17 protein-coding genes, 1 tRNA gene and 1 pseudogene are annotated in these 16933 nt (G+C 37.6%); 17 read left to right on the top strand and 2 right to left on the bottom strand.

Features of this window, described 5'->3' with window-relative positions; genetic code table 11:
* The first annotated feature begins 25 nt into the window (after positions 1-25).
* The 6 genes from HRK21_RS04050 to bcaP all read left to right on the top strand — a co-directional run bounded on the left by HRK21_RS04050 (position 26) and on the right by bcaP (position 7303).
* Complete coding sequence (locus HRK21_RS04050; RefSeq protein ID WP_070006524.1) at positions 26-1756, top strand: phospho-sugar mutase; 1731 nt, start codon at positions 26-28, stop codon at positions 1754-1756.
* A gap of 107 nt (positions 1757-1863) precedes the next feature.
* Positions 1864-2739, top strand: a complete 876-nt coding sequence (gene rapZ / locus HRK21_RS04045) for an RNase adapter RapZ (protein WP_003729205.1) — start codon at positions 1864-1866, stop codon at positions 2737-2739.
* Position 2740: 1 nt separating this feature from the next.
* Complete coding sequence (locus tag HRK21_RS04040) at positions 2741-3709, top strand: YvcK family protein (RefSeq protein WP_070006523.1); 969 nt, start codon at positions 2741-2743, stop codon at positions 3707-3709.
* A 7-nt stretch (positions 3710-3716) separates the two neighbouring features.
* Positions 3717-4688 (top strand): DNA-binding protein WhiA, encoded by a 972-nt coding sequence (whiA, locus tag HRK21_RS04035; RefSeq protein WP_003725407.1) that lies wholly within the window; start codon positions 3717-3719, stop codon positions 4686-4688.
* Between the two features lie 25 nt (positions 4689-4713).
* Positions 4714-5730, top strand: a complete 1017-nt coding sequence (gene namA / locus HRK21_RS04030; protein WP_069888392.1) for an NADPH dehydrogenase NamA — start codon at positions 4714-4716, stop codon at positions 5728-5730.
* A 181-nt stretch (positions 5731-5911) separates the two neighbouring features.
* Entirely contained in the window at positions 5912-7303 is a 1392-nt protein-coding gene (bcaP, locus tag HRK21_RS04025) for a branched-chain amino acid transporter BcaP (protein WP_003739731.1), read from the top strand.
* A gap of 50 nt (positions 7304-7353) precedes the next feature.
* On the opposite strand, the gene clpP is transcribed toward bcaP, so the two are convergent.
* Positions 7354-7950, bottom strand: coding sequence for an ATP-dependent Clp endopeptidase proteolytic subunit ClpP (gene clpP / locus HRK21_RS04020; protein ID WP_003729993.1), 597 nt, complete (start codon positions 7948-7950; stop codon positions 7354-7356).
* Positions 7951-8106: 156 nt separating this feature from the next.
* On the opposite strand from clpP, the gene HRK21_RS04015 reads away from it, so the two are divergent.
* From HRK21_RS04015 to HRK21_RS04000, 4 genes are all read left to right on the top strand, one after another.
* The gene (locus tag HRK21_RS04015) at positions 8107-9543 is read left to right on the top strand and encodes a lytic polysaccharide monooxygenase (protein WP_070006522.1); all 1437 of its coding nucleotides are present in this window, start codon (positions 8107-8109) and stop codon (positions 9541-9543) included.
* Positions 9544-9662: 119 nt separating this feature from the next.
* Positions 9663-9734, top strand: a tRNA-Arg gene (locus tag HRK21_RS04010).
* A gap of 198 nt (positions 9735-9932) precedes the next feature.
* A complete protein-coding gene (locus HRK21_RS04005; RefSeq protein WP_070006521.1) occupies positions 9933-10151 on the top strand; it encodes a hypothetical protein in 219 nt (72 codons plus the stop codon).
* Between the two features lie 91 nt (positions 10152-10242).
* Entirely contained in the window at positions 10243-10605 is a 363-nt protein-coding gene (locus tag HRK21_RS04000) for a hypothetical protein (RefSeq protein WP_003739728.1), read from the top strand.
* 42 nt (positions 10606-10647) lie between these two features.
* On the opposite strand, the gene HRK21_RS03995 is transcribed toward HRK21_RS04000, so the two are convergent.
* The gene (locus HRK21_RS03995; protein ID WP_003739727.1) at positions 10648-10983 is read right to left on the bottom strand and encodes a YjgN family protein; all 336 of its coding nucleotides are present in this window, start codon (positions 10981-10983) and stop codon (positions 10648-10650) included.
* 257 nt (positions 10984-11240) lie between these two features.
* Here HRK21_RS03995 and HRK21_RS03990 point away from each other — a divergent pair.
* The 7 genes and pseudogenes from HRK21_RS03990 to HRK21_RS03960 all read left to right on the top strand — a co-directional run.
* Positions 11241-12230 (top strand): annotated as a pseudogene (locus HRK21_RS03990) (T7SS effector LXG polymorphic toxin); the annotation flags it as partial.
* Between the two features lie 27 nt (positions 12231-12257).
* Positions 12258-12656 (top strand): type II toxin-antitoxin system death-on-curing family toxin, encoded by a 399-nt coding sequence (locus HRK21_RS14100; RefSeq protein ID WP_173346371.1) that lies wholly within the window; start codon positions 12258-12260, stop codon positions 12654-12656.
* A complete protein-coding gene (locus HRK21_RS03980) occupies positions 12619-13017 on the top strand; it encodes a hypothetical protein (RefSeq protein WP_070006519.1) in 399 nt (132 codons plus the stop codon). Before HRK21_RS14100 ends, HRK21_RS03980 begins: the two co-directional genes overlap by 38 nt.
* Positions 13010-13489, top strand: a complete 480-nt coding sequence (locus HRK21_RS03975) for a type II toxin-antitoxin system death-on-curing family toxin (RefSeq protein WP_070006518.1) — start codon at positions 13010-13012, stop codon at positions 13487-13489. Before HRK21_RS03980 ends, HRK21_RS03975 begins: the two co-directional genes overlap by 8 nt.
* 147 nt (positions 13490-13636) lie before the next feature.
* Positions 13637-14035: a hypothetical protein gene (locus HRK21_RS03970; RefSeq protein WP_003739723.1), complete on the top strand. Its 399-nt coding sequence runs from the start codon at positions 13637-13639 to the stop codon at positions 14033-14035.
* A gap of 16 nt (positions 14036-14051) precedes the next feature.
* Positions 14052-14660, top strand: coding sequence for a TetR/AcrR family transcriptional regulator (locus HRK21_RS03965; protein ID WP_009920148.1), 609 nt, complete (start codon positions 14052-14054; stop codon positions 14658-14660).
* Positions 14661-14738: 78 nt separating this feature from the next.
* Entirely contained in the window at positions 14739-16901 is a 2163-nt protein-coding gene (locus HRK21_RS03960; protein ID WP_070006517.1) for an MMPL family transporter, read from the top strand.
* Positions 16902-16933: the final 32 nt, after the last annotated feature.

Genomic DNA, 16933 nt, shown 5'->3' with positions numbered 1-16933 from the left:
AGTTTTAAATGGAGGGGTGTAGAGAATGAATTGGCAAGAAGAATACCAAAAATGGGTTGCTAATGACAAATTAGATAGCGCCTTACGAAAACAATTAACAAATATGGAAGCTAATGAAAAAGAACTGGAAGATAGTTTTTATCGTAATATGGAATTTGGAACGGCGGGAATGCGCGGTGTACTAGGTGTTGGAACGAATCGTATGAATATCTATACTATTCGTAAAGCTTCTCTTGGTTTAGCGCAATTTGTGGCGGAGAACGGGGAAGAAGCTAAAAAACGTGGGATAGTTATTGCGTATGATCCTCGTCATATGTCGCGTGAGTTCGCTTTTGAATCGGCGGCAGTATTAGGGCATCATGGTGTGAAAAGCTATGTTTTTGATGCACTTCGACCAACACCGGAACTTTCTTTTGCCGTGCGTTATTTAAATGCATTTGGCGGGATTGTTATTACAGCTAGTCATAATCCACCAGAATATAACGGTTACAAAATATACGGCGAAGATGGCGGGCAAATGCCTCCAACTGGCGCAAGTGCCGTAATTGATTACATAAATGCAGTAGAAGATATTTTTTCTGTAGAAGTGGCGAGCCAAGAAGTATTAATCGAAAATGGTTTGCTAGAGGTAATTAGTGAAAAAGTAGACCGTCCTTATTTGGAAAAATTAAAAGAGGTCATTGTTAATAAGGAACTTGTTAAGGAACGCGGGGAGGATTTGAAAATAGTTTTCACGCCGCTTCATGGTACTGGTGGAATTCTTGGCGTTCCAGCGCTTGAAAGTGTTGGTTTCACGAATATTGTTAAGGTTGACGAGCAATTCGTGAATGATCCTGATTTTGGGACAGTAAAATCGCCTAATCCGGAAAACCGAGAAGCCTTTTTACTGGCGATTGAATATGGCAAGAAGTTTGGTGGCGACATTTTAGTAGGAACAGATCCAGATGCTGACCGTTTAGGCGTGGCAGTTCGTAATCTTGACGGAGAATATGAAGTGTTATCTGGAAACCAAATTGGTGCGATTATATTACATTATTTATTAAAACAAAAGAAAGCGCAAAATGAATTACCGGCTAATGCAGCGGTATTGAAGTCGATTGTAACGAGTAATCTTGGAACGGAAATCGCGAAGCATTATGGCGCGGAAATGATAGAAGTTTTAACTGGTTTCAAATTTATCGCAGAACAAATCAAACATTTTGAAGAAACTGGTAAGCATACATTTGAATTTGGTTATGAAGAAAGTAATGGTTACATGGTTAAGTCGTTTACGCGTGATAAAGATGCGATTCAAGCGGTTCTTGCAATGGCGGAAGTTGCGCTCGTTAGCAAAGTAGAGGGCAGAACGTTACTAGAAGATTTAGAGCAAATTTACGATGAATTTGGTTATTACAACGAAGACCTAGTTTCCTTAACTTTAAGTGGTAAAGACGGTTCTCGGCGTATCAAAGAAATTACAAGCGGTTTCCGCGAGCAACTACCGACAAGTATGGGTGGATTCACTGTGGAACGTGTGGAAGATTATTTGAGAGGCGAAACAACTTGGATTGCGACTGGGAAAACCGAAGCAATCCATTTGCCAACAGCGGATGTTATTAAATGCTATTTTGAAGATGGTTCATGGTTCTGTTTACGTCCATCAGGCACAGAGCCGAAAATCAAATTCTACTTTAGTATTCGTGGCGAAAGTAAGGAAGAAAGTACCGCAAAATTAGAAAAAGTAAAAGCTGATTTGATGCAACATATCGAAGCTTAAAAAGAAAAATCCCGGAAACTCACTTTAGAGACTTTTCCGGGATTTTCTAGTGGGAAGTGTGCTAAAATGGAAGGTAGATATTATTTGTGCGAAAGGATGAGACAGATATGACTTCTAAACAATTAAAATTAGTAATCATTACTGGGATGTCTGGGGCAGGGAAAACAGTTGCAATGCAGTCTTTAGAAGATCTCGGTTATTTTTGTGTAGATAATTTACCACCAAGTTTACTTCCGAAATTCTGGGAGCTAATGAAAGAAAGCGACAAAATGGATAAAATCGCGCTCGTAATGGATCTTCGCGGACGAGAGTTTTTCGATTCGATTGAACCAGCACTTGATGAGTTAGATAATACCAATTTTATAACAACGAAAATTCTCTTTTTAGAGGCAGATGATAAGGTGCTTGTATCGCGTTATAAAGAGACGCGCCGCCACCATCCACTAGAGCCAAACGGTTCTGTGCTTGACGGAATTAATGCAGAGCGTGAACTGCTTAGTGATTTAAAAGGGCGTTCGCAGTTAGTTATTAATACGTCGAATATGGCACCACGTGAGTTACGCGAGCGAATTAATAATGAATTCCAAACCGAAGATAAAGATGTATTTAATGTACAATTGATGTCGTTTGGTTTCAAATATGGGATTCCGATTGATGCTGATTTAGTGTTTGATGTACGCTTCTTACCGAATCCACACTATATCGACAAAATGCGGCCGCTTACAGGGCTTGATGAAGATGTATATGAATATGTGATGAAATGGCCTGAAACGCAGACCTTTTTAGATAAGTTAGTAGATTTATTAATGTTTACACTTCCTTTTTACAAACGAGAAGGGAAGACGCAATTAGTTATTGCTATTGGGTGTACAGGAGGGCAGCATCGTTCTGTAGCCTTGACAGAGTTCGTCGGTAAAGCAATCCAACAAAAATATGAGACAACGATTTCACACCGAGATATGAAACGTAGAAAGGGCCGTTAATATGAAAAAGGAAACGAAACCTAGAGTAGTAGTAATCGGCGGTGGAACAGGCCTTCCTGTTATTTTGAAAGGTCTTAAAAAGAAGAATATCCATTTAACGGCTATCGTTACAGTAGCGGATGATGGTGGTAGTTCCGGTAAAATTCGTGAGCAAATGGATGTACTCCCACCAGGGGATATTCGTAATGTCATGCTAGCTTTATCCAATGTTGATCCACGTGTTGTCGATTTGTTCCAATATCGTTTTGCGGTAGATGGTGATTTATCGGGGCATGTTATTGGGAATTTGATTTTAACCGCTTTATCGCAATTGAATGATAGCTATGTCGATGCCATTAATGTTCTGGCAACAGTGCTTAAAATCCGCGGCAAAGTCATTCCAGCAACGGATCAACCGCTTATCTTAAATGCCGAAATGGAAGATGGTTCTATCGTGCACGGCGAGTCACTTATTCCATTACAAGGGAAGCATATTAATCGTGTTTATATCGAACCAGAAAATGTTAAACCATATCCGACAGCAGTAGAGGCAGTAAAAGAGGCTGATTTGATTGTTATTGGCCCAGGAAGTTTATACACAAGTATTTTACCAAATCTATTACTTACGGAATTAGCCGATGAAATTATCGCAAGCAAGGCTCCGAAAGTGTATATTACGAATATTTTAACGCAAATTGGCGAAACCGACTTTTTCTCAGATGCGGATCATATTAAAGTTATCCATGAGCATGTGGGGAAATCTTTTATAGATAAAACGTTAATTAATACGACGACTGTTCCGAAAGAACTTCTATTTCCAGAGGATGTTGCTCAAGTAGAGCATAATGCCAAGGGAATGGAAGAGCTTGGAGTAGAAGCCATTTATCAAGATTTTCTTTCTACAGAGGATGGCCTTGTGCGCCATGCTGCTGAAAAGGTAGCGGATGCGCTTTTAGCGTTGTTACCTGACCAAACTAATGAAAAGGAGTGAGTAAGCCATGTCATTTGCATCGGAAACCAAGAAAGAGTTAACCCATATGGACGTAAGTGATAGCGATGCAAAAGTGGAACTCGCAGCTTTTATTCGAATGAATGGCGCCATCTCGTTTTCGAATCAATTGGTGATTATGGATGTCCAAACCGAGAATGCCGCTATAGCTAGACGAATGTATCAATTATTAAAAGATTTATATGAAGTACCGATAGAACTACTTGTACGTCGAAAAATGAAATTGAAAAAAAATAATGTATATATCGTTCGCTTGAAGTCTGGCACGCGAGGGATTTTGGAAGATTTGCGGATACTAGAGCCACCGATGACGTTTACGAAATCGATTGATAGGGGATTTGTTAAGAAGAGAAGCGCCAAACGTGCTTATTTGCGCGGAGCCTTTTTGGCAAGTGGATCAGTTAATAATCCGGAAACTTCATCGTATCATTTAGAGATTTTTTCTGTTTATGAGGAACACAATGAGGCGATTTGCGCTTTAATGAACCAATTTGATCTCAATGCACGAACGCTTGAACGGAAAAATGGCTTTATTACCTATTTGAAAGAAGCGGAAAAAATCACGGAATTCTTGAGTATTATCGGAGCAACTAGCGCGCTTCTTCATTTTGAGGATGTTCGGATTATGCGAGATATGCGAAATTCAGTGAACAGGCTAGTAAACTGCGAAACAGCGAATCTCAACAAAACGATTAATGCGGCTGTCAGACAAATCGATAATATCAAGTATATCCAATCAACCGTTGGACTAGAAGCTTTACCAGAACGACTGCGTGAGATTGCAGCGCTTCGTATAGCTAATGAAGATGTTACCTTAAAGGAGCTAGGCGAAATGCTGACAACAGGTCAAGTAAGTAAATCAGGTATTAATCATCGTCTCCGGAAACTGGATCAGATTGCAGAGCGCCTTAGAAGCGGAGAAACACCAGCGCAAGTAGGACTGAAAATCAGTAATAGTTAATTAAAAGAAAAGGATGCGAATTAGAATGTCAAAATTATTTTCAGAATATAAATTAAAAGATGTAACGCTAAAAAACAGAATTGTTATGTCACCAATGTGTATGTATTCAGTAGAAAATAAAGACGGGATCGCAACAGACTTTCATTTTGCACACTATGTCTCGAGAGCTGCTGGTGGTACAGGACTTGTCATTTTAGAAGCTACGGCTGTTCAAGAGGTAGGCCGGATTTCTGAATTTGACTTAGGATTATGGAATGACGAGCAAGTTCCAGCTTTGAAAAAATTAGTAGATGGACTTCATTATCACGGAGCAAAAGCAGGAATTCAATTAGCGCACGCTGGAAGAAAAGCTGTTTTACCAGGCGAAATAGTGGCTCCTTCTGCTATTGCTTTTGATGAAAAGTCAGACAAACCAGTAGAGCTTACGAAAGAAGCGATTAAAGAGGTTGTGGCTGATTTTAAACGCGCCGCTTATCGTGCAAAAGAAGCGGGATTTGATGTTATTGAGATTCACGCCGCTCATGGTTATTTAATTCATCAATTTTTATCACCAATTACGAATCGTCGCGAAGATAATTATGGTGGACCTGCTGGCAATCGATATAAAATTTTAAGTGATATTATTAAAGCCGTGAAAGAAGTATGGGATGGTCCAATTATTGTTCGAGTTTCCGCTACTGATTATGCCCATGGTGGTTTACAATTAGAAGACTATATTCCTTTTGCAAAATGGATGAAAGCAGATGGCGTGGAGTTAATTGATGTTAGTACAGGTGGTTTAGTTAATGTGGCTCCGCCAGTTTTTCCAGGTTATCAAGTGCCATTTGCTGATGAAATTCGTCGTGGGGCTGGCATTGCGACCGGGGCGCTTGGGCTTATTACACGAGGCGAGCAAGCGGAAGAAATTTTGTGTAATGAACGAGCGGACTTAATTATTGTCGGTCGTGAATTATTACGAAATCCTTATTTTGCTAAAGATGCAGCCAAACAATTAGGCGAAACAATTGAAGGACCAAAACAATATTCACGCGCTTGGAAATAATTTAAAAGCTTGAAATCCTTTCTGGGATTTCAGGCTTTTTTTGAACTTTTTTGAACGAAAATCTACAAATGTTGTATATTTTTCAGCCTGTTTATGGTACCATGAATAATAGTTTTCAAGTTAGTTTAAAAATACACATATAAATTGACTGAAAATTGGAATTTAAGAGGGAGGAATTTTTATGACTAAAGTTAATTCTTTTTTCAGAAAAAAGAGTTTTCATAACCCAGCGACAGATAAACATCATTTGAACAAAACGTTAGGAGCGTTTGATTTAACGATGCTTGGAGTCGGAGCGGTTGTTGGGGGAGGGATATTTATTCTTCCAGGGCAAGTAGCTTCTGTCATTGCGGGGCCAGGAATTATTATTTCTTTTATTATTGCGGGAATTGCTTGCTGTTTGGCGGCACTATGTTATTCGGAATTTGCTTCTAAATTACCAGTTGCAGGTAGCGCATATACCTATAGTTACCATGTGTTCGGGGAAGGTGTTGCGTGGATTTTAGGTTGGTCGCTTATTTTAGAATATGGTTTGGCTGTTGCTGCAATCGCGAGTGGTTGGTCTTCTTATATGAAGAGTTTACTAGCAGGATTTGACTTACATATTCCAAAGGCGATCTCGTCAGCTTATGATCCAAGTGCTGGAACCTATTTTGACTTACTTGCATTTGTAGTGGTTATGGTAATTGGTATTTTACTTAGTTTCGGTATTCGCGAATCCACACGCGTGAATAATATTATGGTATTAGTAAAAATTGCGGTTGTTGTATTATTCATTTTAGTAGGTGCTTTCTACGTGAAACCTGATAATTGGACGCCGTTCTTACCATTTGGTGTACAAGGAGTTATTACAGGTGCTTCCACAGTCTTCTTTGCTTATATCGGCTTTGATGCTGTATCAAGCGCTGCAGAGGAAGTGAAAAATCCACAAAAAAATATGCCAATAGGAATTATTTCTTCACTGGCAGTCTGTACACTACTTTATATTTTACTTTCTGCAGTCTTAACAGGAGTTGTTCCTTATACTGCTTTAGTTGATGTTAGTGCCCCTGTTGCTTTTGCGCTACAAGCAATTAATCAAAACTGGATTGCTGGTTTGTTATCGGTTGGTGCGATTGTTGGAATGACAACGGTTGTACTCGTTATGTCCTATGGTGGTACACGCTTGTTATTCGCAATGGGGCGTGACGGATTATTACCAAAATCGTTCTCAAAAATAAGTAAAAATGACACACCTGTTAGAAATACGATGATTTTTGCAACAGTAATGGGGCTAATTGCTTCTACTGTACCGATGGCAGATTTAGCACAATTAATTAACATTGGGACTTTGTTTGCTTTTGCCATGGTTTCTATTGGGATTTTCTTTTTACGAAGAAATCCAGACTTGAATCAAAAAGGATTTAAAACACCATTTTATCCTGTAGTACCAGCTCTTTCCTTCTTGCTTTGCGTTTATTTAATGGTTAATTTATCTAAAACAACCTGGATTGCATTTGGTATTTGGTTCGTATTAGGTATTTTAGTTTATGTATTTTATGGAAGAAGACATTCAGCGCTTCGTATAAAATAAGTGAATAAAAAAGAGGTTTTGCATTTTCGCAAAACCTCTTTTTTATTCACTTAACCTTTTAAACCAGATTTGTTAATGATGATATCATCAATTAAGCCGTAATCTTTTGCTTCTTGTGCAGTCATGAAATTATCACGATCTGTATCGCGAGCAATGACTTCATACGGTTGACCAGTTTTCTCAGCCATAATCGTATTCATACGTTCTTTGATTTTTAAAATGTGACGAGCAGCGATTTCGATTTCAGTTGCTTGACCTTGAGCACCGCCAAGTGGTTGGTGAATCATAATTTCTGCATTTGGTAAGGCAAAACGTTTACCACTTGCACCAGCTGTTAGTAGGAATGAGCCCATTGAAGCAGCCATACCCATACCAATTGTTTGCACGTCCGCTTTAACGAAATTCATTGTATCGTAAATGGCCATACCAGCTGAAATACTTCCGCCTGGTGAATTGATATATAAGAAAATATCTTTTTCAGGATCTTGCGCATCTAGGAATAATAATTGAGAAACGATCGAATTTGCCACGTTATCATCAATTGCAGATCCTAACATAATAATTCTGTCTTTTAATAAACGAGAATAAATGTCGTATGCACGTTCACCGCGGCTAGTTTGTTCGATTACTGTTGGAATTAAGTTCATATCAAGATTCCTCCTGTTAAATGTAAATTTAAAATTAGCTTTGTTTATATCATACACGAATGGTCAAACTAGGTCAAACGATAAAGTCTGAAGCAAACTATTTCAATAAAAATTAACAAAAAGGTATAATGAACTATACTGAAAGGAAGGTGCATCATGAAGAAAATTACCAAAATAGGAATGTTTTTTGCTGTGTTTATGTTAGCTGTAGTTCTTTTTGAAACAACTGCTTCGGCTCATGGATACATATCAAAACCTGCAAGTCGTGTATATTTAGCAAACAGGGGGATTAATGTTGGGGTTGGAGCAGCGCAGTATGAACCGCAAAGTGTCGAGGCTCCAAAAGGTTTTCCGGTAAGTGGACCTGCTGATGGGAGTATCGCGGGCGGCGGGAAATATTCACTCTTAGACGCTCAAACTGTAAACCGCTGGGCAAAAGTAGATCTAGAATCAGGTCCACTAACTGTAGAATGGACATTAACTGCGCCACATAGAACAAGTAGTTGGCAATATTTTATTACTAAAAAAGGTTGGGACCCCAATAAACCGTTAACTAGAGCATCATTAGAGCCACTAGCAACAATTGAATCGGATGGAAGCGTACCAAATGCTTTAGCAAAACAAGAAATTAATATTCCAGATGATCGTTCAGGATACTATATCATTTTGGGCGTTTGGAACATTGCTGATACAGGAAATGCATTTTATCAAGTAATTGATGCAAACATTATTAATTCTAATGTAGCACCGGTTGTTGACAACGAAGCACCAACAGAACCGACTAATTTAGCAGCAACTACTACCGCTAAAAAAGTAAGTTTAACATGGACTGCTTCTACCGATAATATAGGAATCAAAGGCTATGAAATTTTACGAAATGGTGTAGTAATCGGAGAAAGTCAAACGGCTTCGTATGAAGATACCACTGTAAACGCAAGTACTACTTATACTTACACTGTGCGAGCAAAAGATTTTGCAGGAAATAAATCAACTCTAAGTAGCGGTCTGAGTGTGACGACAAAAGAAGCGCCGGCAGTGGACAACGAAGCACCAACCGCGCCGAAAAGTTTAATGTCACATGGGCAAACAGATACTACTATTGCTCTTTGCTGGCAAGCTTCAACAGATAATGTAGAAGTGAAAAATTATGAAATTTATCGTAATAATGTAAAAATCGCAACATCCACAAAAACCATGTTTGATGATACAAAATTAGTAAGTAACACGAGTTATAAATACAAAGTGTATGCAGTAGATACATCTGGAAATCGTTCATTAGTAAGTAATGAAATCACTGTTAACACAAAACCACTAGATCCAATGAACACATGGAAAGCGGATCAAATTTACTACGCTGGTGATCAAATTTATTATAAAGGCGTTCTCTATACAGCGAAGTGGTGGACAAAAGGCAACGCACCAGACACAAGCGATGTTTGGAAAAATGAAAGCACAGAAATCCCAGCTTGGAACGCTCTAAAAGCCTACAATGGCGGAGATAAAGTTATTTATAACGGAAAAACATACCAAGCAAAATGGTGGGTTAGAGGCGCAAAACCAGACAGCTCTTCCATTTGGACATTAGTAAATTAATACTTGAGCCAGCAAATCTTCGGAGGCGCTGGCTTTTTCACTTAAAATAAAACTTGTAAAACCCTCTAAATTTCGCTATAATTATTATTCGTACGGTAAGCATTTTGAATCTACATATAGCCCTCGTGGTGCAACGGATAGCACGTAAGATTCCGGTTCTTAAAATGGGGGTTCGATTCCCTCCGAGGGCATAAAATAAAGTGTTGTAAATATTGGAAAACCAATGTTTACAGCACTTTTTTTCAAATTTCAAATAAACTGTTAGGAGCATGGAAGCGCGATTAAAAACGGAGTATTCAACATTTCATTACATTTTTGGTTATACAGTGGATTAACATGTTACACTTTTATCAGAACCGAATTTATTACATAAAAGGAGTAGATTGAAGATGGGGAAATCGAAAGTAATAGAATATACTTTATTAACTATGCTGTTATTAGTTGCATTTGCAGCGTCTATCATTAATTATTGGTTGTTTTGGCCGATTTTGATAGTAGGATGCTTAATTCATGCTTTTTGTATGATGGATAAGAAAGATGTTTTACGGGTGGATCTAATTATTATCGCGGTCTTAGTTTTACTTAATAATTTTTATCTATACAAATAAGAACAGCATGCCCATAGTCGAATGAAAAAATTAAAAAAGTCGCTGTGTCAGTACACCACAAATACAACCTAGAAATGAGGGGATTAATTTAATGAAGAAAAAGTTATGGGTCATTATCATTTTACTATTTATCTGTGCGTTAGTATTCGGTGGGAAGTGGCTACTCGATAGAGACAACCTTGTAGAAATGATGGAAGTTGATGAGGTTCTATACATAGTGACCAAGGAACCAGCAAATAAAGAAGACGCTTTAGAGAAAATTGGCGAGATAGAGCATAAAATAAAAAGCTACCAAATACCAGATGAAAATTTCACTTCGAATTATTTAAATGAAGGAACAGAACTTTATAAAGCGAAAAATGGGGAAGATTCACCAAGAACTATTTTGTATAAAGAAGAGGGCGAATTTTACATTGCTTCAGAGGCTGCAAGACAACCTATGCAAGAGCAATGAGTCAAAAAAACATCTTACACCATGGTGTAAGATGTTTTTCTTTTATTTAAAGATTGTATTTTTTACTTTCCAATCTTCTAGTTTAATGAAAACCCAGAAACCATAAATTCCAATAGTAATAATTGTTAGCAAGAGCCATTTAATCCAGTGACCAAAAAGTCCAACCGCAGAACCTTGGAATTTCAAGCGTCTTCCTTCAATAACTGTATGGTTGATTTTCCAACCATAAACCATACATAAAGCCCATGGATAGCAAATTCCAATCGTACAAATCGTCACCAAAGTGCCAAGAATTGTCCAACCAATATATTGCAGTAAACCTCCATCAAAAAATGATGTTCTCCCGTTTCGTGTTTCGATATTACCTAATTCTCCCATTTTGCAAACCAACTTCCCTTTATTATTTATATAATCGTTAGAACGTTTATACCCGCTTAATAAACACTAATATTGATATTAACATAAATGAATCGAGAAGAGAATACTTGATTTGATTTTTTGTGAATTATGAGGGGAAATAAATCTCGGATAACTAGCGTATGCGTTTTGTTTTGAGATTCTTTTTGGTAAACTATTGTTGTGATTATATGCACAATAAATGAAAACTAACAGAGATTACAAAAGGAGTTGTTCCAGTGAGCCGAATCGACATCGAAGAAATACGAGATTTTGCATTCGAACTACGCGCAGCCAACCAAACAGGAAGAAAAATCATCCAAGGCGTCAAAACCACCGTGACAAACTACATAGAAGATGATAGTTTAAAAGGGAAGGCCGTGGAATCCTCCAAAAATTATTATCAAATGACGTACATTCCACTCTGCGACACGATAACCGAGGCAATGAATGAGAGTGAGGAAAGGTTGAAGAGGTACATCCAAGACTTTCACGACCAAGTAGATCCTTCTCCTAATGCTAAAATTGACGCAGATGGTTTATATGAACTCGGCCAAATGATTGACCGCATTGAAAGCAAGAAAGAAGCACTGTACCAACGAATGAACAGTAGTACAGAAGGCCAAATGCAAACCTATCGTTCCCAGTTAGCAACCGCATATAAGCAGGAAAATATTTTAGAGAAATATTTGGCTTTTGAACAAAGTCATGGGGCTTTTTTTGACCATTTGACGGATTTAGTGCAAGGTATCCAGCAAACTGTTCGAGAGTTACAATCAAATATCCAGTTTAATAGTCAGACTGGTGGCTATGATTTAACTAAATTGAATTTTGCCACTGTGAACCGAATGCGAAAAACGTTAGGAAAAGCGAGTGCCACTGATACGACCATTTATGATTTTGCGGCTTATAGTAAAGTAAAACAAGGCGGTATGTGGATTCTTTCAAAAGATGGGAAAGTGGATATTAAAGCAACAGAGGCTTATAATACAGCCAGTTTTAACGGTGAGCTACCAAAAGAAAATAACCAAGCCACGGAAGAAGGCGAGTTGTTAAAAGCTACACTAGAATCATTGAAGCAAAATAAAGATCCGATAACTGGTCAAGAAATAAGTAAAGCGCAAAGTTTTGGGATTTTAACCTCATTGGTTTTTGGCTACACGACGAAAGCTTATCGAGGAAAGAAATTCACTATACCGAAAAGTACATTGAAACAATCTAATAAAGCTAGCTAAGTGTCCAATTTCGAAGAGCATTTGAAAAGAGAAAAATTAGAGAAAATTAACAAGAGTGGGAAAAAGCGGAGCAGAAATTTAATCGACGATAAGGATAAAATTGCAGAAGACATCAGAAATATAAATAAAAAATATTCTGTTGGGATTGAGCAAAACAATTCAATAGATAATATAATTAATTCTGCCTCATACTATGAAGATGAATGGGAGCAAGCTTCAGCAGTAACAAGAAGTATCGCAGAACATGCATTTGTAGATGGCAATAAGCGAACGGCATTTGATACCTTAAACATGTTATTAGAAGATTTAAAATTAAGTTCACCCTTAAATACTTCACAAAAATGGGATTTGATAAATAAATTAGGAAAAGGAGATATAAAAGATGTGTCAGAAATTGCAAACATTCTTAAAGGAAAATAAAGCTAATTTGTTTTTAAAATATGATTCTGTTCGAGAAAATAGCAAGTACACAGTTATGTTGTTTGATACTGAAAAAAATGAACGAGTATTTGGTGGAGATACGGACTCAATAATAGAGACAGAGCAAGATTTTATAAAAAACACTGAACTGAATTTGGATTTTACTGAAGTTAATGAGTTGTTTTTCAAAATCAAAAATGCAGTAAAGTCAAATACGGATAATGTTGTAATGTTATCTATTAATTATTCTGAGGATAGTTTAAAATACAGTGTATATATAGATAATGAGAAGGATACCAGTCATAAAGTTTTTCTTTCTTATACAGAATTAAAAGATTTTGTGAGGGCAAATTATGAATGAACAACTAATAATAGAAATCAACCACTATTTGCAGAAATTAACAGAAAATGTTGTCAAACCTATGTATGGAATTAGAGATGAAAATTCGTTACATTTAATTTTTCAATCCTTAGATCAAGAAGTTTTTGGTGTGGAATTGCACCCTACTATTTTTGATAAAGCATCCTATTTATGGTATTCCTTAGCTAATTATCATTGCTTTTATAATGGAAATAAACGAACGGCTTTAGTGACAACGTATCTTTACCTAAGATTAAATGGTTTCAACTTAAAGATAGATAGTCGCTTTTATGATATCTCTATGAATATTGTAGAATTCCATATGGAACAAGAGAAAATTAAAGAAATTATACAAGAAAACACTATCGAAACTTTAAAACTTCCTTCTAAAAATATGCTAGAACATTTGGAAATCGAAATAAATAATGATAGTCCTTTTAAAGAAGTGATTGTCAAATTATCTCAGACTTAATAAAGGTTTGTGTTCAAAAGATACTAGCATAAATGTAACGATGATAACTTTAGTAGGAGTTGTCTTGGTTTCTTCCCATCAAAAACTTTCCCTACTTCCCCCCGCCATTTTCTGGTAAAATATAAATCAGCAAGGGAGGCGCTTATTTTGGCTGCTAGTTTGAAAGACCGATTAGAAAAAGAAGTAAGAACTTATAGTGCGGACAATGATTTGACCGTTCAAACAATTGATTTTTTATATGCAGGGCCTCATATGCGAGGTAGACACTCGCTTATTCTTGCGTTCACGGAAGCGGGTATTTTTACGTTTGTTTTTAAATTGAGTGACGCGGAAATGCACTTTTTGGATGGGAAGACGGTCCAGCAAATTGCACTGGAGAAAAAGAAATTGGTTTATCGTTTATATATTCGTGCAGTGACCGAAGAAGGAGAGCTAGAGGAAGGGAAATACCTTGTTAGTAAACGTGTTCTAGGCCGCAAGTGGCATAAGGAAACGCTAGAAAAACTAATTAATAAAAATCTTCCATTGCTAACTGCAACAAAATAAGAAAGGTGGGGTGATGATGGAAAAGAAGCGGACTCGAGCAGAAGAATTAGGAATAACCAGAAGGAAAATCCTTGATACAGCAAGGGATTTATTTATGGAAAAAGGGTACCGGGCAGTCTCGACACGAGAAATTGCTAAAATTGCCAAAATTACCCAACCAGCACTTTATCACCATTTTGAAGATAAAGAATCCCTTTATATTGAAGTAGTTCGTGAATTGACGCAAAATATTCAAGTGGAAATGCACCCAATTGTGCAAGCGAGCAAAGCAAAAGAAGAACAACTGCATGATATGTTAATCATGTTAATTGAGGAGCATCCCACCAATATTCTACTAATGATTCATGATATTCTTAATGAAATGAAGCCAGAAAATCAATTTTTACTTTACAAATTATGGCAAAAAACCTATTTAGAACCATTTCAACAATTTTTCGAGCGATTAGAAAATGCTGGCGAACTGCGTGATGGTATCAGTGCTGAGACTGCTGCGAGATACTGTTTGTCTACTATTAGCCCTCTTTTTTCAGGGAAAGGCAGTTTTGCGCAAAAGCAAACGACTACAGAACAAATCGATGAATTAATCAACTTAATGATGTTTGGCATATGTAAAAAAGAGGTATAATTTAGCGTGCTTCTTTTTTTGGCGTTTCACTTATCAAATGATAAGCGAAAAAATAAGCAAACCAAAGGGGGATTTATAATGAAAGATGGATTTTTAAGTAAAATTGCCAGTGGAGTTGGTGGCAAGAAAGGTCGTTTTATAACATTAGGTATTTGGATTATCGCCATTATTATTTTACAGTTTTTCTTTCCAAAAGCAGCTGATTACAAAGATGACGCAGCGAAAGATTTACCGAATTCAGAGCCTTCTGTTGTCGCCCAAAAGCTCATCGATGACAAATTTGCTGGAACAGACGGGGTGCCAGCACTTATCACTTGGTATCGTTCAACTGGTTTAACAAACGAAGACTTAGTTAATATTCAAAAATACAGCAAAGAATTGACCGAAAACCCAGTAGACTATCAAAAAATGGCAGTTCCTTACGATAAAATGCCACCAGTTGCGCTCAAGCAGCAAGTTTCTAAAGACGGAACCACTTTTATTCAAACCGTTATTATGAAAGACAGTGCGACTTCAGACCAACTAGCAAAAAGTTTCAAACAACTTGAATCAGCGGCTAAAACGACCATTGGAGAAAACCCATTTGCACAGAAAGTATCTGCTGATAATACGCTTGTTGCTCGGACAACTGGACCGGCTGGTATTAGCGTGGATGCAAGTGGACTATTTAAAGATGCGGATGTTTCGCTGTTAATCGGAACAGTACTGCTTGTTTTAGTCTTTTTACTAGTAATTTATCGTTCGCCAATTTTAGCATTAATTCCTTTGATTGCAGTTGGTTTTGCCTACTTAGTAATTACGCCGATTCTTGGTTTACTTGCGAAAGAAGGCATCATCACATATGGCTCACAAGGGCTTTCGATAATGACCGTGTTACTATTTGGCGCCGGAACGGATTATTGCTTATTCTTAATATCCAGATTCCGCAGCCATCTGCACACCGAGAAAAATCGTTTCCAAGCATTTAAAGAAGCATTTAGCGGAACAGCAGGCGCAATTGCACTTAGTGGATTAACTGTAATGGCTGCACTACTTCTATTATTAGCAGCAGAATATGGTTCATTCCACAATTTCGCCGTACCATTTAGTTTAGCGATTTTCATTATGATGATTTCCTCGCTAACACTCGTTCCAGCGCTTCTAGGCATATTCGGTCGTGTATCATTCTGGCCATTTGTCCCAAGAACCGTAGAAATGGAAGAAACTCGTGCAAAGAAAAAAGGCAAAACACCAAAACATCACAAAGAAAACCGTTTTTGGCATAAAATTGGAGAAATGTCCGCGAAACATCCCGTGCGCATTTTAATTATCACGTTGATTATTTTAATTGGATGTGGCATTTTTACAACACAAGTTAAATACACGTATGATACACTTTCGACATTCCCGGAAGATATGCCATCTCGGGAAGGATTTACTTTAATTAGTAATCATTTCGGTGCAGGTATGCTTGCGCCAATGGAAGTAGTGGTAAACTCTAAAGAATCAATGAAGAGTTCACTGGAAAATGTGGACGGAGTTGCATCAGTTACTGACCCAGAACGAAGCAAAGGTTACCAAAAATATACACTTATTTTAAAAGATAATCCTTATAGCAATGAAGCGATGGATGTCGTTCCGAAAGTGCGAGCGGCTGCCGACAAAGGAAATGACGTATACATCGCCGGACAAACTGCGACACAATATGACGATCGCGCGGTGACAGAGCACGATGAAAAAGTGATTATTCCACTTGTTGTCGCTTTGATTGCGATTTTACTTCTATGCTACTTACGCTCGATTACAGCAATGCTTTACTTAGTTGCTACCGTTCTCTTGTCCTTCGTTGGAGCGCTCGGCCTCGGTTGGGTCATTATTCATTACGCAATGGGAGTGGAGGCAATTTCTGGCTTAATTCCGCTCTATGCCTTTGTTTTCATCGTTGCACTTGGGGAAGATTACAATATCTTTATGATTTCTAGTATTTGGAAAAATAGCAAGAAAATGCCGCTTCGAAAAGCAATTACAGAAGGAGTTGGTCAAACTGGTGGGGTTATCACATCTGCAGGTTTAATTTTAGCAGGAACTTTCGGAGTTCTAACCACGCTGCCAATTCAGCTCTTAGTACAATTTGGCTTAATTACGGCAATTGGTGTCTTGCTCGATACATTTATCGTCCGCCCGTTCCTAGTTCCATCGATTACAGTGCTCCTTGGAAAATGGGCATTCTGGCCAGGTAAACAGCATAAAATGACAAAATGAAAACGTCTTTGAAAAATCTCTTGTCTATTCCC

It is taken from the genome of Listeria monocytogenes, from assembly GCF_013282665.1.
GTDB lineage: Bacteria > Bacillota > Bacilli > Lactobacillales > Listeriaceae > Listeria > Listeria monocytogenes_C.
This window is presented reverse-complemented; position numbering and strand designations above follow the sequence as displayed.

Excerpts from the sequence above, each read along its gene's own strand:
- rapZ (WP_003729205.1), top strand. The coding sequence starts at position 1,864 with ATGACTTCTAAACAATTAAAATTAGTAATCATTACTGGGATGTCTGGG.
- HRK21_RS04050 (WP_070006524.1), top strand. The coding sequence starts at position 26 with ATGAATTGGCAAGAAGAATACCAAAAATGGGTTGCTAATGACAAATTA.
- HRK21_RS03960 (WP_070006517.1), top strand. The coding sequence starts at position 14,739 with ATGAAAGATGGATTTTTAAGTAAAATTGCCAGTGGAGTTGGTGGCAAG.
- HRK21_RS04000 (WP_003739728.1), top strand. The coding sequence starts at position 10,243 with ATGAAGAAAAAGTTATGGGTCATTATCATTTTACTATTTATCTGTGCG.
- bcaP (WP_003739731.1), top strand. The coding sequence starts at position 5,912 with ATGACTAAAGTTAATTCTTTTTTCAGAAAAAAGAGTTTTCATAACCCA.
- HRK21_RS04040 (WP_070006523.1), top strand. The coding sequence starts at position 2,741 with ATGAAAAAGGAAACGAAACCTAGAGTAGTAGTAATCGGCGGTGGAACA.
- HRK21_RS03965 (WP_009920148.1), top strand. The coding sequence starts at position 14,052 with ATGGAAAAGAAGCGGACTCGAGCAGAAGAATTAGGAATAACCAGAAGG.
- HRK21_RS04005 (WP_070006521.1), top strand. The coding sequence starts at position 9,933 with ATGGGGAAATCGAAAGTAATAGAATATACTTTATTAACTATGCTGTTA.
- HRK21_RS03975 (WP_070006518.1), top strand. The coding sequence starts at position 13,010 with ATGAATGAACAACTAATAATAGAAATCAACCACTATTTGCAGAAATTA.
- namA (WP_069888392.1), top strand. The coding sequence starts at position 4,714 with ATGTCAAAATTATTTTCAGAATATAAATTAAAAGATGTAACGCTAAAA.
- HRK21_RS04015 (WP_070006522.1), top strand. The coding sequence starts at position 8,107 with ATGAAGAAAATTACCAAAATAGGAATGTTTTTTGCTGTGTTTATGTTA.
- clpP (WP_003729993.1), bottom strand. The coding sequence starts at position 7,950 with ATGAACTTAATTCCAACAGTAATCGAACAAACTAGCCGCGGTGAACGT.
- whiA (WP_003725407.1), top strand. The coding sequence starts at position 3,717 with ATGTCATTTGCATCGGAAACCAAGAAAGAGTTAACCCATATGGACGTA.
- HRK21_RS03995 (WP_003739727.1), bottom strand. The coding sequence starts at position 10,983 with ATGGGAGAATTAGGTAATATCGAAACACGAAACGGGAGAACATCATTT.
- HRK21_RS03980 (WP_070006519.1), top strand. The coding sequence starts at position 12,619 with ATGTGTCAGAAATTGCAAACATTCTTAAAGGAAAATAAAGCTAATTTG.